The organism is Acidilobus aceticus (assembly GCF_055392325.1).
In genome coordinates this window covers 272,890-287,144 of sequence record NZ_AP042407.1, presented here as the reverse complement: position 1 = coordinate 287,144, position 14,255 = coordinate 272,890, and the positions used below count along the sequence as shown (strand labels likewise).

At 55.9% G+C, this 14,255-nt stretch carries 13 protein-coding genes; 11 read left to right on the top strand and 2 right to left on the bottom strand.

Annotation, left to right across the window (positions count from 1 at the left end):
- Nucleotides 1-717: 717 nt before the first annotated feature.
- Nucleotides 718-2,364 carry a cytosine permease gene (locus ACZ5OO_RS01455; protein WP_464078346.1) on the top strand — a complete coding sequence of 549 codons (1,647 nt, stop codon included), beginning with the start codon at nt 718-720 and terminating at the stop codon, nt 2,362-2,364.
- Nucleotides 2,365-2,467: 103 nt separating this feature from the next.
- A complete protein-coding gene (locus ACZ5OO_RS01450) occupies nt 2,468-3,808 on the top strand; it encodes an NAD(P)-dependent malic enzyme (protein WP_013266895.1) in 1,341 nt (446 codons plus the stop codon).
- A 6-nt stretch (nt 3,809-3,814) separates the two neighbouring features.
- Here ACZ5OO_RS01450 and mfnA read toward each other — a convergent pair whose 3' ends face one another.
- Entirely contained in the window at nt 3,815-4,930 is a 1,116-nt protein-coding gene (gene mfnA / locus ACZ5OO_RS01445; protein ID WP_013266894.1) for a tyrosine decarboxylase MfnA, read from the bottom strand.
- Between the two features lie 130 nt (nt 4,931-5,060).
- Nucleotides 5,061-6,050, bottom strand: coding sequence for an aldo/keto reductase (locus tag ACZ5OO_RS01440; protein ID WP_013266893.1), 990 nt, complete (start codon nt 6,048-6,050; stop codon nt 5,061-5,063).
- A gap of 125 nt (nt 6,051-6,175) precedes the next feature.
- Between ACZ5OO_RS01440 and ACZ5OO_RS01435 the strand changes: the two genes are divergently transcribed.
- The 9 genes from ACZ5OO_RS01435 to pyrD all read left to right on the top strand — a co-directional run bounded on the left by ACZ5OO_RS01435 (nt 6,176) and on the right by pyrD (nt 14,236).
- Nucleotides 6,176-7,024, top strand: coding sequence for a hypothetical protein (locus ACZ5OO_RS01435; RefSeq protein WP_464078345.1), 849 nt, complete (start codon nt 6,176-6,178; stop codon nt 7,022-7,024).
- A complete protein-coding gene (gene menC / locus ACZ5OO_RS01430) occupies nt 7,015-8,127 on the top strand; it encodes an o-succinylbenzoate synthase (RefSeq protein ID WP_013266891.1) in 1,113 nt (370 codons plus the stop codon). Before ACZ5OO_RS01435 ends, menC begins: the two co-directional genes overlap by 10 nt.
- A gap of 43 nt (nt 8,128-8,170) precedes the next feature.
- Nucleotides 8,171-9,139 (top strand): NAD-dependent epimerase/dehydratase family protein, encoded by a 969-nt coding sequence (locus ACZ5OO_RS01425; RefSeq protein ID WP_464078344.1) that lies wholly within the window; start codon nt 8,171-8,173, stop codon nt 9,137-9,139.
- A 32-nt stretch (nt 9,140-9,171) separates the two neighbouring features.
- Nucleotides 9,172-9,855: an orotidine-5'-phosphate decarboxylase gene (gene pyrF / locus ACZ5OO_RS01420; RefSeq protein ID WP_013266889.1), complete on the top strand. Its 684-nt coding sequence runs from the start codon at nt 9,172-9,174 to the stop codon at nt 9,853-9,855.
- Nucleotides 9,852-10,454 carry an orotate phosphoribosyltransferase gene (locus tag ACZ5OO_RS01415; RefSeq protein ID WP_013266888.1) on the top strand — a complete coding sequence of 201 codons (603 nt, stop codon included), beginning with the start codon at nt 9,852-9,854 and terminating at the stop codon, nt 10,452-10,454. The genes pyrF and ACZ5OO_RS01415 overlap by 4 nt, the downstream gene beginning before the upstream one ends.
- 192 nt (nt 10,455-10,646) lie before the next feature.
- Nucleotides 10,647-11,582 carry an aspartate carbamoyltransferase gene (pyrB, locus tag ACZ5OO_RS01410; RefSeq protein ID WP_048812820.1) on the top strand — a complete coding sequence of 312 codons (936 nt, stop codon included), beginning with the start codon at nt 10,647-10,649 and terminating at the stop codon, nt 11,580-11,582.
- Nucleotides 11,579-12,076, top strand: a complete 498-nt coding sequence (gene pyrI, locus ACZ5OO_RS01405) for an aspartate carbamoyltransferase regulatory subunit (RefSeq protein WP_048812819.1) — start codon at nt 11,579-11,581, stop codon at nt 12,074-12,076. The genes pyrB and pyrI overlap by 4 nt, the downstream gene beginning before the upstream one ends.
- A complete protein-coding gene (gene pyrC / locus ACZ5OO_RS01400) occupies nt 12,004-13,341 on the top strand; it encodes a dihydroorotase (RefSeq protein WP_013266885.1) in 1,338 nt (445 codons plus the stop codon). Before pyrI ends, pyrC begins: the two co-directional genes overlap by 73 nt.
- The gene (pyrD, locus tag ACZ5OO_RS01395; RefSeq protein ID WP_013266884.1) at nt 13,331-14,236 is read left to right on the top strand and encodes a dihydroorotate dehydrogenase PyrD; all 906 of its coding nucleotides are present in this window, start codon (nt 13,331-13,333) and stop codon (nt 14,234-14,236) included. The genes pyrC and pyrD overlap by 11 nt, the downstream gene beginning before the upstream one ends.
- The last annotated feature ends 19 nt before the right edge of the window (nt 14,237-14,255 follow it).

Below are 14,255 nucleotides of genomic sequence, written 5' to 3'. Positions count from 1 at the left end.
GCAGGGCGTCCGCGGCCCTGCCCCTCCCCTGCAACCCCAAGGTCGGCCATAGGCCGCGCGCCCTCAAGCGGGGGCGGCCGGCCTCATAGGTTAACCGCTCCGTCAAGTGGGCGCAGTTAACTCCAGTTAAACCAAGTGCAGCAAATGAGGGGGGCGGAGTTAAGTGCGCGTTAACTCTAAATTAAAATTGCTAGCAAAAAGTTAACCTGGCTGATGGAGCCTCCTTTGTCCCAAGGAGGCCGAGGCCCCTCCGGCGCCCCCATGTAGCGTTGGCTCCCGGAAGGTAACACCGGCGCCTTGATTGAGAAGGCTTCCCCAGCGGCGCTATACAGCTCAAAGGACGGAGCTTCATGAAGGGCCCGCTAGGCCGGTGTTACCTGCCGGCTTTCGGGGTTCCAGGGGAGTCCACAGGTAACACCTACCTTAGGCGTCGCCTGCCCTCTGAGGCTGTAACAGCTAGATGGAAGCCCCGCAACTGTGCACTAACTTTCTAAATATTTTTTAGAGTAAAATGGCGGTCCACAGGCCTTTGCAGATATGCTGTACCGACCTCTAAGCCTCCTGGTAAGTTCATCGATAGGTGGACCAGTTGCGCTCAGCAGCGGCTATGAATATTGCAAGTCGTCGTACCGCGGCAGGCCTTTAAGGCCTGGAAGGCTGCGGCCCAAGCTGAGTAACCCTTATAAGTGGGTAGCCTCACAGGCGAGAGAAGGCATTTTGGCGCGGAAACTGGGAGGCCCAGGCTTCGGGCCATCGGACTCTTCCAAGTCAGGCTCGTCCGGCCTCACTCCGCTGTCCATAACTCGTTACGACCCCACCAAGGGCCAGGTGGAGCTCACGGCTGGCTTTCCCGAAGAGAAGTTCCTTTGGAACCCTGACATACATCCAGTGCCTATATCCAGGAGAACGTGGGGGGCGCTGACTTACTTCCTGATATGGGTGTCGATGGCCTTCATAGTGCCATCATGGACTTTAGCCAGCATAGGACTGCTCCTGGGCCTAACGCCACTTCAGGCCATATTTACGGTGTTCCTAGGGAACCTAATAGTGGTCATTCCTATGATAATACAGTCCCACGGAGGGGCAAGGTATGGCATAGCTGAGCCGCAGCTCACCAGGACCAGGTGGGGAACCTACGGCGCTATGTTCCCAAGCTGGGTGAGGGCAGTGATAGGGGCAGGGTGGTGGGGGATAGAGAGCTACATAATAGCTGAGGCCGCCACAGCGCTTTACGCCATATACACGGGCAGGACCTCGACGATAGCCTACACCGTGGCTCACTTCCAGAACTACCCATTCGTGCTGGCAAAGGACTTCCCAAGCATATTCTGGGCCACGTTTGTGATTGTTATAGCGGCGCAGATGTTGGTATTCTACCTATCGCCTATAGTGAAGTCGCAGCCCGCCCTCAGGTGGCTTGCGAGGGTAGGAGGGCCCATAGTTATGATCGCCTTCGTGAGCCTATGGGTTTACTTCATGAGCGCGGCTGGGTGGTCCGTTAACCTGTCAGCCATATCGGGTCAGGGCCACTTCACCTGGCTGGGCTTCCTGGCATTCCTTAACGCTAACATAGCCTTCTGGGCAACTATGGCGCTTACAATGCCGGACTACACTAGGTTTGCAAGGTCGCAGAGCTCCCAGACCTATGGACAGCTAACCATGCCGTTCCTAATGCTTGCCGTGGCGGCCTTCTCCGTGATGACCACCGCGGCGGCCTACGAGCTCTATGGCAAGGTAATATGGGACCCCATAGTCCTAACGGCCCTCTACATGACGAGGCCCCTTGGCTACTTCGTCCTAATATCCATAATGTTGGCCACGTTCTTGGTTAATGCCTTTGCCAACGCCGTCGGTCCCGCATATGATATAGCCAACACGTTCCCAAAGCACATGAGCTGGTTTAAGGGGTCCCTAGCGCTTATCGCGATAGCCGTTGGCATAGGCGCGTGGAGCTATTATGGCAACGCTTACAGTTACATAACTAACTGGCTGCTGACATACGGCGGTCTCCTTGGAGGCATAGAGGGCGTGATAATATTTGACTACGCTGTAGTAAGGAGGTTCAAGCTTGATCTGGCTGACGTGTTTAAGAGCGACGGAATCTATAGGTACTGGCACGGCATAAACCCAGCGGCTGTCATTACCTTCCTGATAGTGACCGTGCTCATATACGCTCCTCTGCCCTACCACCAGGTCCTCTTCAACAGCTCATGGTTGCTCTCCTTCACGGTCTCAGGGCTGATATACCTGCCGCTCATGAAGTACTGGGTTATTCCAAAGTATCAGCCGCAGCTTAGCGGCGGCCTGCTAAGGGGCTACCTGAGCCCGTACACTAGGAGGATATTCATGGTGGAGAGTAACTAACCTTTTGTTAAGGATAGCAAAGTAATGTTATAGCTTGATTCTACCAGTTTTATTGAAAAGCGTGTTAAGGGCTCAGGCCCGCGCTAGCGCGAGCGTGGCCAGAGTGTCAGAGGGAGAGCCGGCTACAGAGGAGTGGTACTCGCTCAGCATCAACATGCACAGGTTCTACGGCGGCAAGATAGAGGTCCTGCCGAAGGTGCCCGTGAGGGGCCTCAAGGACCTCGCGGTCTGGTACACCCCAGGCGTCGCTGCCGTGAGCAGGCTCATAAGTTCAGACCCCGACCTCTCCTTCGAGCTCACCTCCAGGTGGAACACGATAGCCGTCGTGAGCGACGGCACCAGGGTTCTGGGCCTCGGCAAGGTCGGCCCCGAGGCCGCCTACCCGGTGATGGAGGGCAAGGCGCTGCTCTTCAAGTACCTTGGGGGCGTCGACGCCGTGCCCATAGTGCACAGGTTCTCAAAGGCTGAGGACTTCGTGAGGTTCCTAGAGGCCATAGAGCCCTCCTTCGGCGGCATAAACCTTGAGGACATAGAGAAGCCCAAGTGCTTCACCATACTGGACGAGGCCAGGTCGAAGCTCCAGATACCGGTGTGGCACGACGACCAGCAGGGGACGGCAACAGCAATCCTGGCAGGCCTCATCAACGCGCTTAAGGTTGTTGGCAAGAAGCTCCAGGACGTCAGGATAGTGATTTTTGGGGTCGGCGCGGCTAATACAGCGTTCTACAGGCTATTGAAGTACATGGGCGTTAAGCCCAACCATATAGTTGCGGTCGATAAAAATGGTGTCCTCCACCCTGAGATGAAGGACATAGACAAGCTCATGCTCACAGATCCATACCAGTACCAGATAGCCATAGAGACGAGGGGCGGGGGCCTGCCTCCAGACTCGCCCATCGAGAAGGCCTTCGAGGGGGCTGACGTAGTTGTCGCGGCGTCGGCCCCTGGCCCAGGGGTCATAAGGCCTGAGTGGGTCTCGAGGATGAACAGGGACGCCGTTGTGTTCGCCCTGGCGAACCCGGTGCCCGAGATATGGCCATCGGAGGCCAGGAGGGCCGGGGCCAGGGTGGTGGCCACGGGAAGGAGCGACTTCCCTAACCAGGTCAACAACAGCCTCGTCTTCCCGGCGGTCTTCAGGGGGGTGCTGGACGTGAGGGCGAGGACCATAACCGACACCATGGCCATAGCCGCGGCCGTCGAGCTCGCTAAGTTCGCCGAGGAGAGGGGGGGCATAGGCGAGGACAGGATACTGCCCACCATGGAGGAGTGGGAGGTCTACCCCAGGGTCGCCGCAGCGGTCGCGGTTAAGGCGGTTGAGGAGGGGGTCGCCAGGAGGACTACCACTTACAGGGAGGAGCTCGAGAGGGCGACCGAGATAATAGGGACCGTGAGGCAGAAGATAAACGCGCTGCTTGATAAGGGCCTAATAACGATGCCTATGTGAGCTTTGTTAACGCTGTTGAGATAGCACCTCTCTGAGTAATGACACAAACTTATCCAGGAGGGCCTTAGTTACGTGGGGCATTACAACAACCCTTATGCCGGGCACCAGGCCGCATTTGTAGACGTAGACCCCTTCCTTGGCGAGCGATCTCATTAAGTAGTCATCGCCGGCATGCTCTATACACACAACCGGTACTTCAGGGTCCACGGGCGTCTCGAGCCCTAAACCTTTAACTTCATTCAGTAAGTACCTGGTTCTCTCCATGAGTTCATGGGCCTGCGCGGCATAGCCGTCACGGCCCATGTACTTTACGATGGCCCAGGTGGCCGCCACAGGCCCCCCGCTCCTGGTCCCAAAGAGGCCCACCTGGTGTCCCGCAGGATAATATTCTGCCTTGAAGTCGAGGGGCTTAAACCAATGCTCGTCCCTAACTATCAGGCCGCCGGCGGGCAGTGGGGCAAGCCCAAGTTTGTGGGGATCAAGTGTGGCGCTCATGACTGGCCCGTTTTGGAACCCGAGCTTTCTGTTGGGGTAAACGAAGGGAGCCACAAGGCCGCCCAGGGCAGCATCGACGTGAACTATGGAGTCGCACTCAGCTGCAACGTCAGAGACCTCCTCCACGGGGTCTATTGTGCCCACGGACGTGGTGCCTACAGTAACTACTACAACGCCTGGGCCGTTCGCCTTGCAGAGGGACCTGAGGGAGGCCGGGTCCATCCGGTACTCCTTCATTTTAACTTCAACAGGCCTCATTCTGAGCAGGTAGGCGGCCTTAGTTATAGAGTGGTGCGCGGCGGCCGTGTAGTAGACGTTGTTAAAGCCGTGTTCCCTCGCAAGGTAAAGGGCCGCCAGGTTGGATTCGCTGCCGCCGCTGGTTATGTAGCCCGTGCACCTGCTGCCGCCAAGGTAGCTTCCGAGCTCCTTTATGGCCTCCTCCTCCAGCTCCCTGAGGGGCCTGTAGAGCTCCTCGTCATTTACATTGAGTCCCTGGAACATGTCAAAGGCTGCCTTAGCTAGCGGGTGAGGAGGAGTAGTCATGGAGCCCAGTATCCCGTCCCTGTAGTGGATGGGCACCGACCTGGCCACTTCGGCAAGCCTCGACATTATGTCCTCCAGCTTCACGGTTTTCCCTTGAAGAGGGTAGGCCCTTCGTTTTTTATCGCTAAGCTACCAGGCCACAGCCAGTTGCAGGGATGGCCCAGTTGTAGGGCCTGTCTCGCGTCTGGGCTTCGACGCAGTGCGCCTCAAAGTATTATGCGCCTCCCATAACTTTAACTCCTAGGTACTGGAGCCCGCACGGTATAAACCTGAGCGCCCTAAGGTTTGAGTAGCCTCTGCCCCACACGCTTACATACTTAGAGCTCGCCTTGTCAAGGAGCGAGAGCTCATCATCAGCTAGCCTTAACTCAGCTGAGCCTGCAAGCTCGGCGACCCTCTCAGGCTTAGTGGTGCCAGGTATAGGGACGGCGCCCTTGCCGACTATCCATGAGAGGGCTACCTGCGCCTTTGTAACTCCATGGGACGCAGCTACCTTGGTCAGAGCCTCCTGAAGCTCTAGGTCCCGGGAGGCTGCCCTGAACCTTGGGTCCATCCTTTGAATGCGCCTGGTTGCGGCGGCGCCCGCGAGAGCTCCCTTGGCCAGCGGCGAGTAGGCTATGATACCAATGCCCAGCTTTTCCGCAGTCCTGAAGACGTCAAGCTCGGGAGTCCTGAAGGCAAGGCTATACTCCACCTGGTCGCTTACTATCTCAGCTGACCTGAGGCAGCTCGCCGCCTCCTCAAGCATGTGCCCGGGGAAGTTGGAGACCCCTATGAACTCCGTCAGCCCCCTCTTAGCTGCGTCCTCAAGCCCCCTCAGCGGCTCGCAGAGGGGCACCCACGCTGGGGGCGGCCAGTGAAGCTGAAGCAGGGACGGCCTTAGGCCAAGCCTTCTGGCGGACGCCTCTGCAGCCTTGGCCACAAGCCACCTTAACGGCCTGAAGCCTGCGACCTTCGTGGCTACCACTATATCATCAGGCCTGAGCCCAAGGGTCTTTACTGCGTTGCCCAGGGACCGCTCGCTCCTCCCCATTCCATAGACCTCGGCGGTGTCGAAGAAGCTGATGCCATTGTTAACGGCGGCTCTAACTATATTAACGGAGACCTCCTCGCTGCCCCTCCACGAGGTTGAACCTATCTCCCAGAAGCCAAGGCCTATAGCGCTAACCTTAGGGCCTCCTTTGCCGAGCTTCACGTATATCATGGCGTTTCAGCTCTCGCAGGTCTTGAGGGCTTACCGAAAGGCTAAGAGTCTGAGCTTTTGTCGCAAATCAAATTTTACCCTGAAGCAGCATATATTTGGGGGACTTAATGATCGAGATCAGGAAGTTGAGTGATCCTTTGGAGCTGTCTCAAGTAGTCGAGGTTCAGCTCTCCGCCTGGGGAATGGATAGGTCGCAGTGCGAGGCTGTGCCGCTCCACATGCTTAAAGCCATGGTTGATAACGGTGGCCTAGTCCTGGGGGCCTTCGATGGGGACAGGCTTGTGGGCTTTTCATTGGGCTGGTTTGTAGAGACTCCCGAGGGGCCTTATTTCTACAGTCACATGACGGGCGTGGTAAGCGAGAGGAAGTACAGCGGCTTAGGCACCAGCCTCAAGCTTGCCCAGAGGAGGGAAGTTCTAGCCGCGGGGGTCAGGCTCATAAAGTGGACCTTTGACCCGCTGCAGAGCCTTAACGCGCACTTCAACCTTGGCAAGCTTGGAGCCATTTTCACAAAGTACAAGGTCAGGTACTATGGTTATCTTCACGACTCAATAAACGCTGGCCTCGAGACGGACAGGGCCGTGGCTGAGTGGTACCTCGACAGCAAGAATGTTATCAACAAGATATCCAGTGTCGCGAGGACCCCCTCCCTTGAGGAGCTGGTCGAGTTGGGGGCTCACGTGGCTGTTGTCCCAGTTGGTCCAAGGGGGAGTGAGGAGCCCAAGGGACCGGACCTTAGCAGAAGCCCAGCGGCGGTTGCCATAGGGCTTCCTTACTCAGTATCTGCCCTGAACTCCGTGAACAGGGAGCTCGCCTCCAGGTGGAGGGAGGTCACGAGACAGGCCTACCTTAAATATTTGGGCGAGGGCTACGTAGCCTCGGACTTCACATGGGACAAGTATGGGCACGGCTACGTGATAATGGTGAGGGAGAGCCTGGGCGAGGTCCTTGATGGGGTGAGACCGTGGAGCTAAGGAAAGTTGAACTCATAGAGATCTGGGTTAAGTTAAAGTCCCCCTTTGAGACAAGCTTTGGGAGGACGGAGGAGAGGCCCGCTATTCTGGTCCGTGTTGAAGAGAAGGGAGGCGAGGTTGGCTGGGGCGAGGTGGTAGCGGACTCAGGCCCGTGGTATAGCTATGAGACCAACGAGACCGCGTGGCATGTAATAAGGGACTTCATTCTGCCGCAGCTGAAGGGCGACATAACCCCAAGGAACTTCACCGCTTTAGCAAGCAGGATAAGGGGCCACAACATGGCCAAGGCTGGCGTCGAGATGGCTCTGTGGGACCTCGCCGCCAAGCTTGAGGGGCTACCGCTATGGAAGTACATAGGAGGGGTCAGGGACAAAATAGTGAGCGGCGTCAGCGTCGGTATACAGCCCTCGCTGCAGGAACTGGTAAAGGTCGTTGACAGCTATCTTCAGCAGGGCTATGCGAGGATAAAGATAAAGATAAAGCCGGGCTATGATGTGGCCCCAGTCAAGAAGCTAAGGGAGACCTTTGGGGCTAACTTACCCCTTCAGGTCGACGCAAACGCCTCCTTCAGCCTAAGCGACGTAGAGGTCTTCAGGAGGCTGGACGAGTACAACCTGCTCATGATAGAGCAGCCCCTGGGCTGGAGGGATCTCGTGGATCACGCTGAGCTGGCCAGGAGAATAAGGACGCCCATATGCCTTGACGAGAGCATCACAGACCTAGACGACGCTAGGAAGGCCTACCAGCTTGGCTCGGCCATGATAATAAATGTGAAGCCTGCCAGGGTAGGAGGCCTCGGCGAGACCATGAGGATCCATGACTTCTGGTATAGGCAGCTGGGAAGGCCCATATGGATAGGCGGCATGCTTGAGACCGGCGTGGGCAGGGGGCACCTGGTGGCGGCGGCAACGCTAGAGGGTGTCAAATACCCTAATGACGTAAGTGCGAGCTCCAGGTATTATGAAAACGACATAGTAGAACCTCCCTGGGAGCTTAACAGGGACGGCACCATATCAGCACCTACGAGAAGTGGCATAGGAGTTGAAGTGCTTGAGGACCAGGTGCGCAGGACAGCCAAAAGGCTCTACCAAACGTCATTTTAGTTATACTTGCATATAATTTTAACTTAAACCTGGCCTTTTTCTAATGTGTGAAGTTGCCGTGAGGCATGTGCTTGTAGGCGGCGTGGGCTTTGTGGGCATAAACTTAGCCGCTGAGCTCAAAGGAAGTCATGAAGTTGTAGTGGTGGCCAGGAGGTCCTCCGTGAAGCGAAGGCCAGACCTCTCAAATGACTTAAGCAAGATGGGCGTAGACACGGTTGTACTTGACTCCATAACACCTGAGGCCTTAAGTAAACTGGGAGGGGACGTGTACTACCATATAGCTGGCAAGATCAGTGGGAGCTACAGGGAGTTCGAGGAAGCTCACGTAGGCCTCCTCAGGCAAGTGGTCCAGGCCGCGTCTCAGGCCAGTGCAAGGGTTGTTTACGTAAGCTCCACGGCGGTGGCGGCCGAGCTGAGGGGGGTGCCGAGGGGGTCCCTCGTTGAGGAGGAGGATGAGCACCTGAACCCTAAGGTGTTCATTCACAGGACCCCTTATGAGGTTACGAAAGCTGAGGGCGAGAGGCTCCTCGTCTCGGAGGGCACGAGGCTGGGCGGCAAGTGGTCCATAGTTAGGCCATCCCTGGTCTTCGGTCCCTGGGGCTACGAGGTCCAGTGGAAGGTAACGCTGTGGGCTGCAAAGCGCGGACTTACGCTGAGATTTGGTTCGAGGAACATGGTGTACTCAGGGGACCTGGCCAGGATACTTGCTATGGCTGGCTCAGGCGCCTTTGATGGAAAGTGGGTCTACGCCAACTGGCCCTTCGACGTCGATATAAGTGACGTGGGTCAAACGATCTGCAGGATGCTCAGGAAGGACTGCCACGCGGTGAGCGCCAGGTGGGCGATCAGGCTCGCCGCGGCTGTGCCCTCATCGCCGTTTAAGATGATGTACCGCATGCTTTCAAGCAACTACAAGTACTCCAGCAGGTACTTGAGCGACTTTAAGTTTACGCCGCTGGAAGAGGCCGTCTCTAAGTTCATGGAGTGGGCCTCAGGGTCCGCTCACGCTTAAAACTCCCGTTGCCTGTTGATAGGAGGGTTTAGTTGAAGGCAAGCCCCATAATCGTTGCCATAGATGGCCCCGTGCTTGGCAGCTGTCAAGGTCTAGTAAAGATTATGACTGACCTAGGGGATGAGGTAGTTGGTTTCAAGGTTGGCATCCCCTTCATTATACAATGCGGCCTTGAGTCACTCGCAGCAGCCAGGTCAAGAATTAGAAACGGCCTGCTAATAGCAGACCTTAAGCTTGCTGACATAGGTGATATAATGGTCAGGGTGGTCTCGCTGGTGAAGGATTATGTCGACGCTGTCATCGCCCACTCCTTTGTAGGCTACAAAGGCGCCCTTGACAAGGTCTCCGAGAAACTTAAGGAGTGGAACATAAAGCTAATACTTGTGGCCTCAATGAGCCACGAAGGGTCGCGTGAGCTCTATGACAGGAACCTGGACTCTATTATGGATGTGGTGAAGAAAGCGAACCCATGGGGAGTCGTGGCCCCAGCAACAAGGCCTGACATAATATCGCTTGTAAGGAATGCCCTCGGTGCTGACGTGAAGATACTTGCTCCTGGCGTCGGCACTCAGGGAGCAAGGCCCGGGGATGCGATCTGCGCCGGAGCCGACTACGAAATCATAGGGAGGAGCATAACGGAGAGCCCGGATCCTAAGAAGGCCGTGGAGCTCATAGCCCTCGAACAGGAGGAGGCCCTAATGAGGTGCCGCAGATGAGCGGCACCATAGAGAGGCTTCTGCTCAACACTGGTGCCGTGCTCTTTGGCGAGTTTAGACTCACCTCCGGCAGGGTAAGTCATGTCTATATAGACCTTAGGAAGGTCATAGGGTATCCTGAGGCCTTTAGGATAATATCATTAGAGCTGGCCCACATGGTCATAGAGGACGTGGGGGAATGCGGGAACTGCGCTGTGGTGGGGGTCGCAACCGGAGGAGTGCCGTGGGCTACCGCCGTTGCCCTCAGCTTAGGACTTCCCTTGGCTTACATCCGTCAGCCCAAGGGGCATGGAACCGAGAGGGACCTTGAAGGAGCCGAAGTCAAAGGCGTGACAGCGTTGCTGATAGACGACGTGGCTACCACAGGCAGCAGCCTCTCCTTTGGCGTCAGCGTTCTCAGGTCTCACGGGGCTAGGGAGGTAATTGGGGCTGTAATCGTTGACCGCGAACAGGGGGCCAGAAGGTCCCTGGAAAGCATGGGAGTCAAGTTGCTCTCAGTGACCACGCTAAGGAGCATACTTGAAGAGGCCAGAAGGCTTGGCATGATAAGCGATGAACAGCTAAACTCTTTAGCCGGCGAACTTTGGGGGACTACGTAAAGGGCTTCAGAGCGATATTCACAGTCATTTAGACTGAATTCAAAATTAAGTAAGGCAGATTAAGATCAAGATAGCTTTGTATAGCTAATCAATGTAGCGTTGTCTAACTAGGATGTGTCGTAGTTTCCTCAGGCTATTAGATAAGGCTATAAACACTTTAAAGTTCAGGCTACCTCGCTTTTTGTGGGCATTTTGCCCTGGCGCGGTCGTGACGTAATAGACCCAAGGGACTTCACAAGGGAGGACCTGGAGATTCTTTTTGAGGAGGCTGACAAGATGCGTCGTCAGCTCTCCTCTGGCAGAGTGACTAGAACCCTCGAAGGGAAAATAATAGCCACGGCGTTCTTTGAGCCATCTACTAGAACGAGGCTCAGCTTCGAAGCGGCAGCCAAGAGGCTTGGAGCTGACGTTATAGGCTTCTCCGCCGAGGAGGCTACCAGCGTAGCCAAAGGAGAAAGCTTTGTTGACACCATTAGGATGTTGGATGGCTACGCAGACCTAATAGTGATTAGGCACAAATATGAAGGCGCGGCTGCTCTAGCCGCCGAGGTTGCAAGGGTTCCAGTAATTAACGGAGGTGATGGAAGCCAGCACCACCCAACTCAGGCCATGTTAGATCTTTATACCGTGAGGGAGCTCTTCGGGAGCGTTGATGGCCTTAACTACCTCATAGTAGGAGACCTCAAGTATGCAAGGACTGTCGCAAGCCTCCTGAGGGCACTTTCCCTGTTTAAGCCAGCCTCAGTTATGTTGTCAGCGCCGCCACAGCTTCAGCTAAGGGATGAGGTAAGGAGGGACGTTGAGTCCAGGGGGCTGAGGCTTGAGTACGTTAAGCTTGAGGAGGGACTTTCCAGGGCGGACGTGATATATGTTACGAGAATACAGAGGGAGAGGTTCCCAGATCCTCAGGAGTATGAGAAGGTCCGCGGCAGCTATAGAATTACAAGGAGGCTACTGGAGGCCTACGCTAAGGGCAGCGCCAAGGTGTTGCACCCCCTGCCTAGGGTTGACGAGCTGGCAGCTGATGTGGATAGCACTAGCTACCAGGCCTACTTCCTGCAGGCAAGCCTTGGAGTGCCCCTTAGGATGGCTCTCCTTAACCTGATCTTAGGGGGTGAAGCAAGTTGAGCGGGGAAGGCCAGAGGAAAGTGCTGCTGGTGAGCAAGATAAGGGAGGGCACAGTCATAGATCACATACCAGCCGGCAGGGCCCTCGTAGTGCTCAAGATACTTGGAATAACTGGAAACGAAGGCTTCAGGGTGGCAGTAGTTATGAACGTTGATAGCGCTAGAATGAAGAAAAAGGACATAGTGAAACTAGAAGGTTACTATCCAAGGATAGAGGACCTCATGAAGATTTCCCTGGTGGCGCCAGAGGCCACAATAAACATAATTAAGGACTACAATGTAGTTGAAAAGAGGAAGGTCGAGGTACCTAAAGTAATAGAGGGCGTGCTAAGGTGTCCTAACCCTACTTGTATATCAAGGAAGCCCGGGGAGCCCATAAGCAGCAGGTTCCTGTTGGTCAGCGGGTCACCCCTCAGGCTCAAGTGCCATTACTGCGGCACAGAAATAGGAGAAAACGATGTTATAGAGCAGCTTGTCGGTGGTGGGCGAAGCTGAAGGATTACGAGAACGTCGTATCAGTTTGCGGCAAACTAATCGACTCACGAGGCTTCCTGGGCAGTGGCTGCGTTAACATAGGCAGCAACGGTTTCATAAACTCCATATCTAAGACGCCAAGGGGGGATAAAGTATACTCCTACGAGGGCGAGGGCGAATACATAGCGCCGGGCCTGGTGGACATACACGTTCACTTAAGGGGCCTCGAGCTATCATATAAGGAAGACGAGGCGACTGGCACCAGGGCGGCGCTTTCCTCAGGCATAACTCTTGTGGCAGACATGCCTAACACTAAGCCAAGACTTTCAACCCCTGAGGCCATAGGGCTCAAGCTTAACGAGCTTGCCGAAAAATCCTTTGTAGACTACGCTGTTTATGCTGGCGTCCCTGACTCGCCCGAACTCATAACGAAGATATTGAACCTTGCGGTTGCTGGCTTCAAGATTTTCCCAGAAGATATTATGAAGAGGTGGAGCAGCGTTAGGAAGATACTTGGGCTGAGTAACGTGCTTGCTGTAGTCCACCCCGAGCTTCCCGAGGCAGACAGAGTATGGGACGAGGACAACTATGAGAGGGGGGAGTTGAGGGGCTGCTGGATGGAGGGGGCGAGCCTTTATTACCTCTCTGAAGCCGCGGCCAAAGTTCACATAACTCACGTGTCATGCCCGGGCACCTTAAGGTTGGCCAAGAGCATGGGCTTCAGCGTCGACACAACTCCGCACTACTTACTCTATGACTACACGTTAGGAGGCTGCTACTTCAGAGTTAATCCTCCGCTCAGGGACCCGATCACAAGGACTTTAATGATGAAGGCCCTTACTGAGGGGCTCTTCGACGCCCTTGCAAGTGACCACGCGCCGCACTCGCTGGGCGAGAAGTCTGCGTGGCCTCACTGCCCGGCGGGGATACCCTGGCTTGGCCTGTGGCCTTGGTTGCTTTACAGGCTCGTCAGGGCCCACGCGCTAAGTAGGTCTGAGTTCCTGAGGTTGTTAACTTCTGGCCCCGCCAAGATATTAGGCCTTGGAGCCCGTTACGGCCTTATCGAGGTAGGTTACAGGGGCAACTTAGTCGTGGTCAGCGAGAGCCCCTCAAGGTTTCTGTCGACCTACAGTAAAGCGCCTTATGGCCACGCCTTTATGGAGGAGCTCGCGGCAGCCCCTAGGGCGGTCTTTATCGGAGGTCAGCTCGCCGCCGAAGAGATGGAGGTCACTCTTAAGCCCACAGCGCTTAACCCTTTCAGCAGGAGGGGAGAGGTTGAACCTTGAGGTAAGGGTGGCAGGCCTAGAGCTGCAGCACCCGGTTCTGAACGCCAGCGGCATCATGGGCGAGAGCCTTGACGGCCTCCTCGCTATAGGGAGATCAGGCGTCAGCGCGCTAGTTACGAAGTCTTACACTCCCTCCCCAAGGCAGCCTTACCCTATGCCAAGGGTGATTCACTTAGACATGGGCTCGTTGAATGCCGTAGGTTTGGCGAACCCGGGCATAGAGGGCTTACGGGATCACATGAGGGCGCTCGCAGGGCTTGGAATCCCCATAATAGTCAGCGTCGCTGGCTCTCTTCCAGAGGACTTCGCTAAGGTCGCCGCTGTCGCTGAGGAGGCCGGAGCTGCCGCGGTAGAGCTTAACCTGAGTTGCCCTCACGTTGAGAAGATGGGCCTAGACATAGGTATGGATCCCGTGATGAGCAGGAAGGTCGTAAGCGCCGTGGCTTCGACAGTCAAGATACCGGTAATAGCTAAGCTTGGCATCTCTGATAAGATGGTCGAGACGGCAGAGGCTTCGCTTGAGGCCGGCGCTAAAGGGCTCACGCTGATAAATACCGTAAGAGCTATGAGGATAGACGTTTACAGCCTAAGGCCTGCTCTTGGTCATGGAATTGGGGGCCTCTCCGGCCCAGCAATTCACCCAATAGCCGTAAGAGCCGTTTACGAGGTCTACAGGGAGCTTAGGCCTGACATATTTGGCGCTGGCGGCGTGGAGCGCTGGGAGGACGCTGTAGAGCTTATCCTGGCTGGGGCGAAGGCTGTTCAGGTGGGCTCAGGGCTCGTAAGGAGGGGCCTTCAAGTAATAGGTGAGATAAAGAGAGGCATAGCTGATTACATGAACTACATGGGCTTCAAGTCGCTGACGGATATGGTGGGGGCAGCCGCCCGCCAGTGACTCAGGGAGTCAGCCAAGG

What these genes read in the sequence shown, in the direction of transcription:
- ACZ5OO_RS01415 (WP_013266888.1), top strand. Translation starts at nt 9,852, where the DNA reads ATGAGCGGCACCATAGAGAGGCTTCTGCTCAACACTGGTGCCGTGCTC.
- ACZ5OO_RS01425 (WP_464078344.1), top strand. Translation starts at nt 8,171, where the DNA reads ATGTGTGAAGTTGCCGTGAGGCATGTGCTTGTAGGCGGCGTGGGCTTT.
- ACZ5OO_RS01440 (WP_013266893.1), bottom strand. Translation starts at nt 6,050, where the DNA reads ATGATATACGTGAAGCTCGGCAAAGGAGGCCCTAAGGTTAGCGCTATA.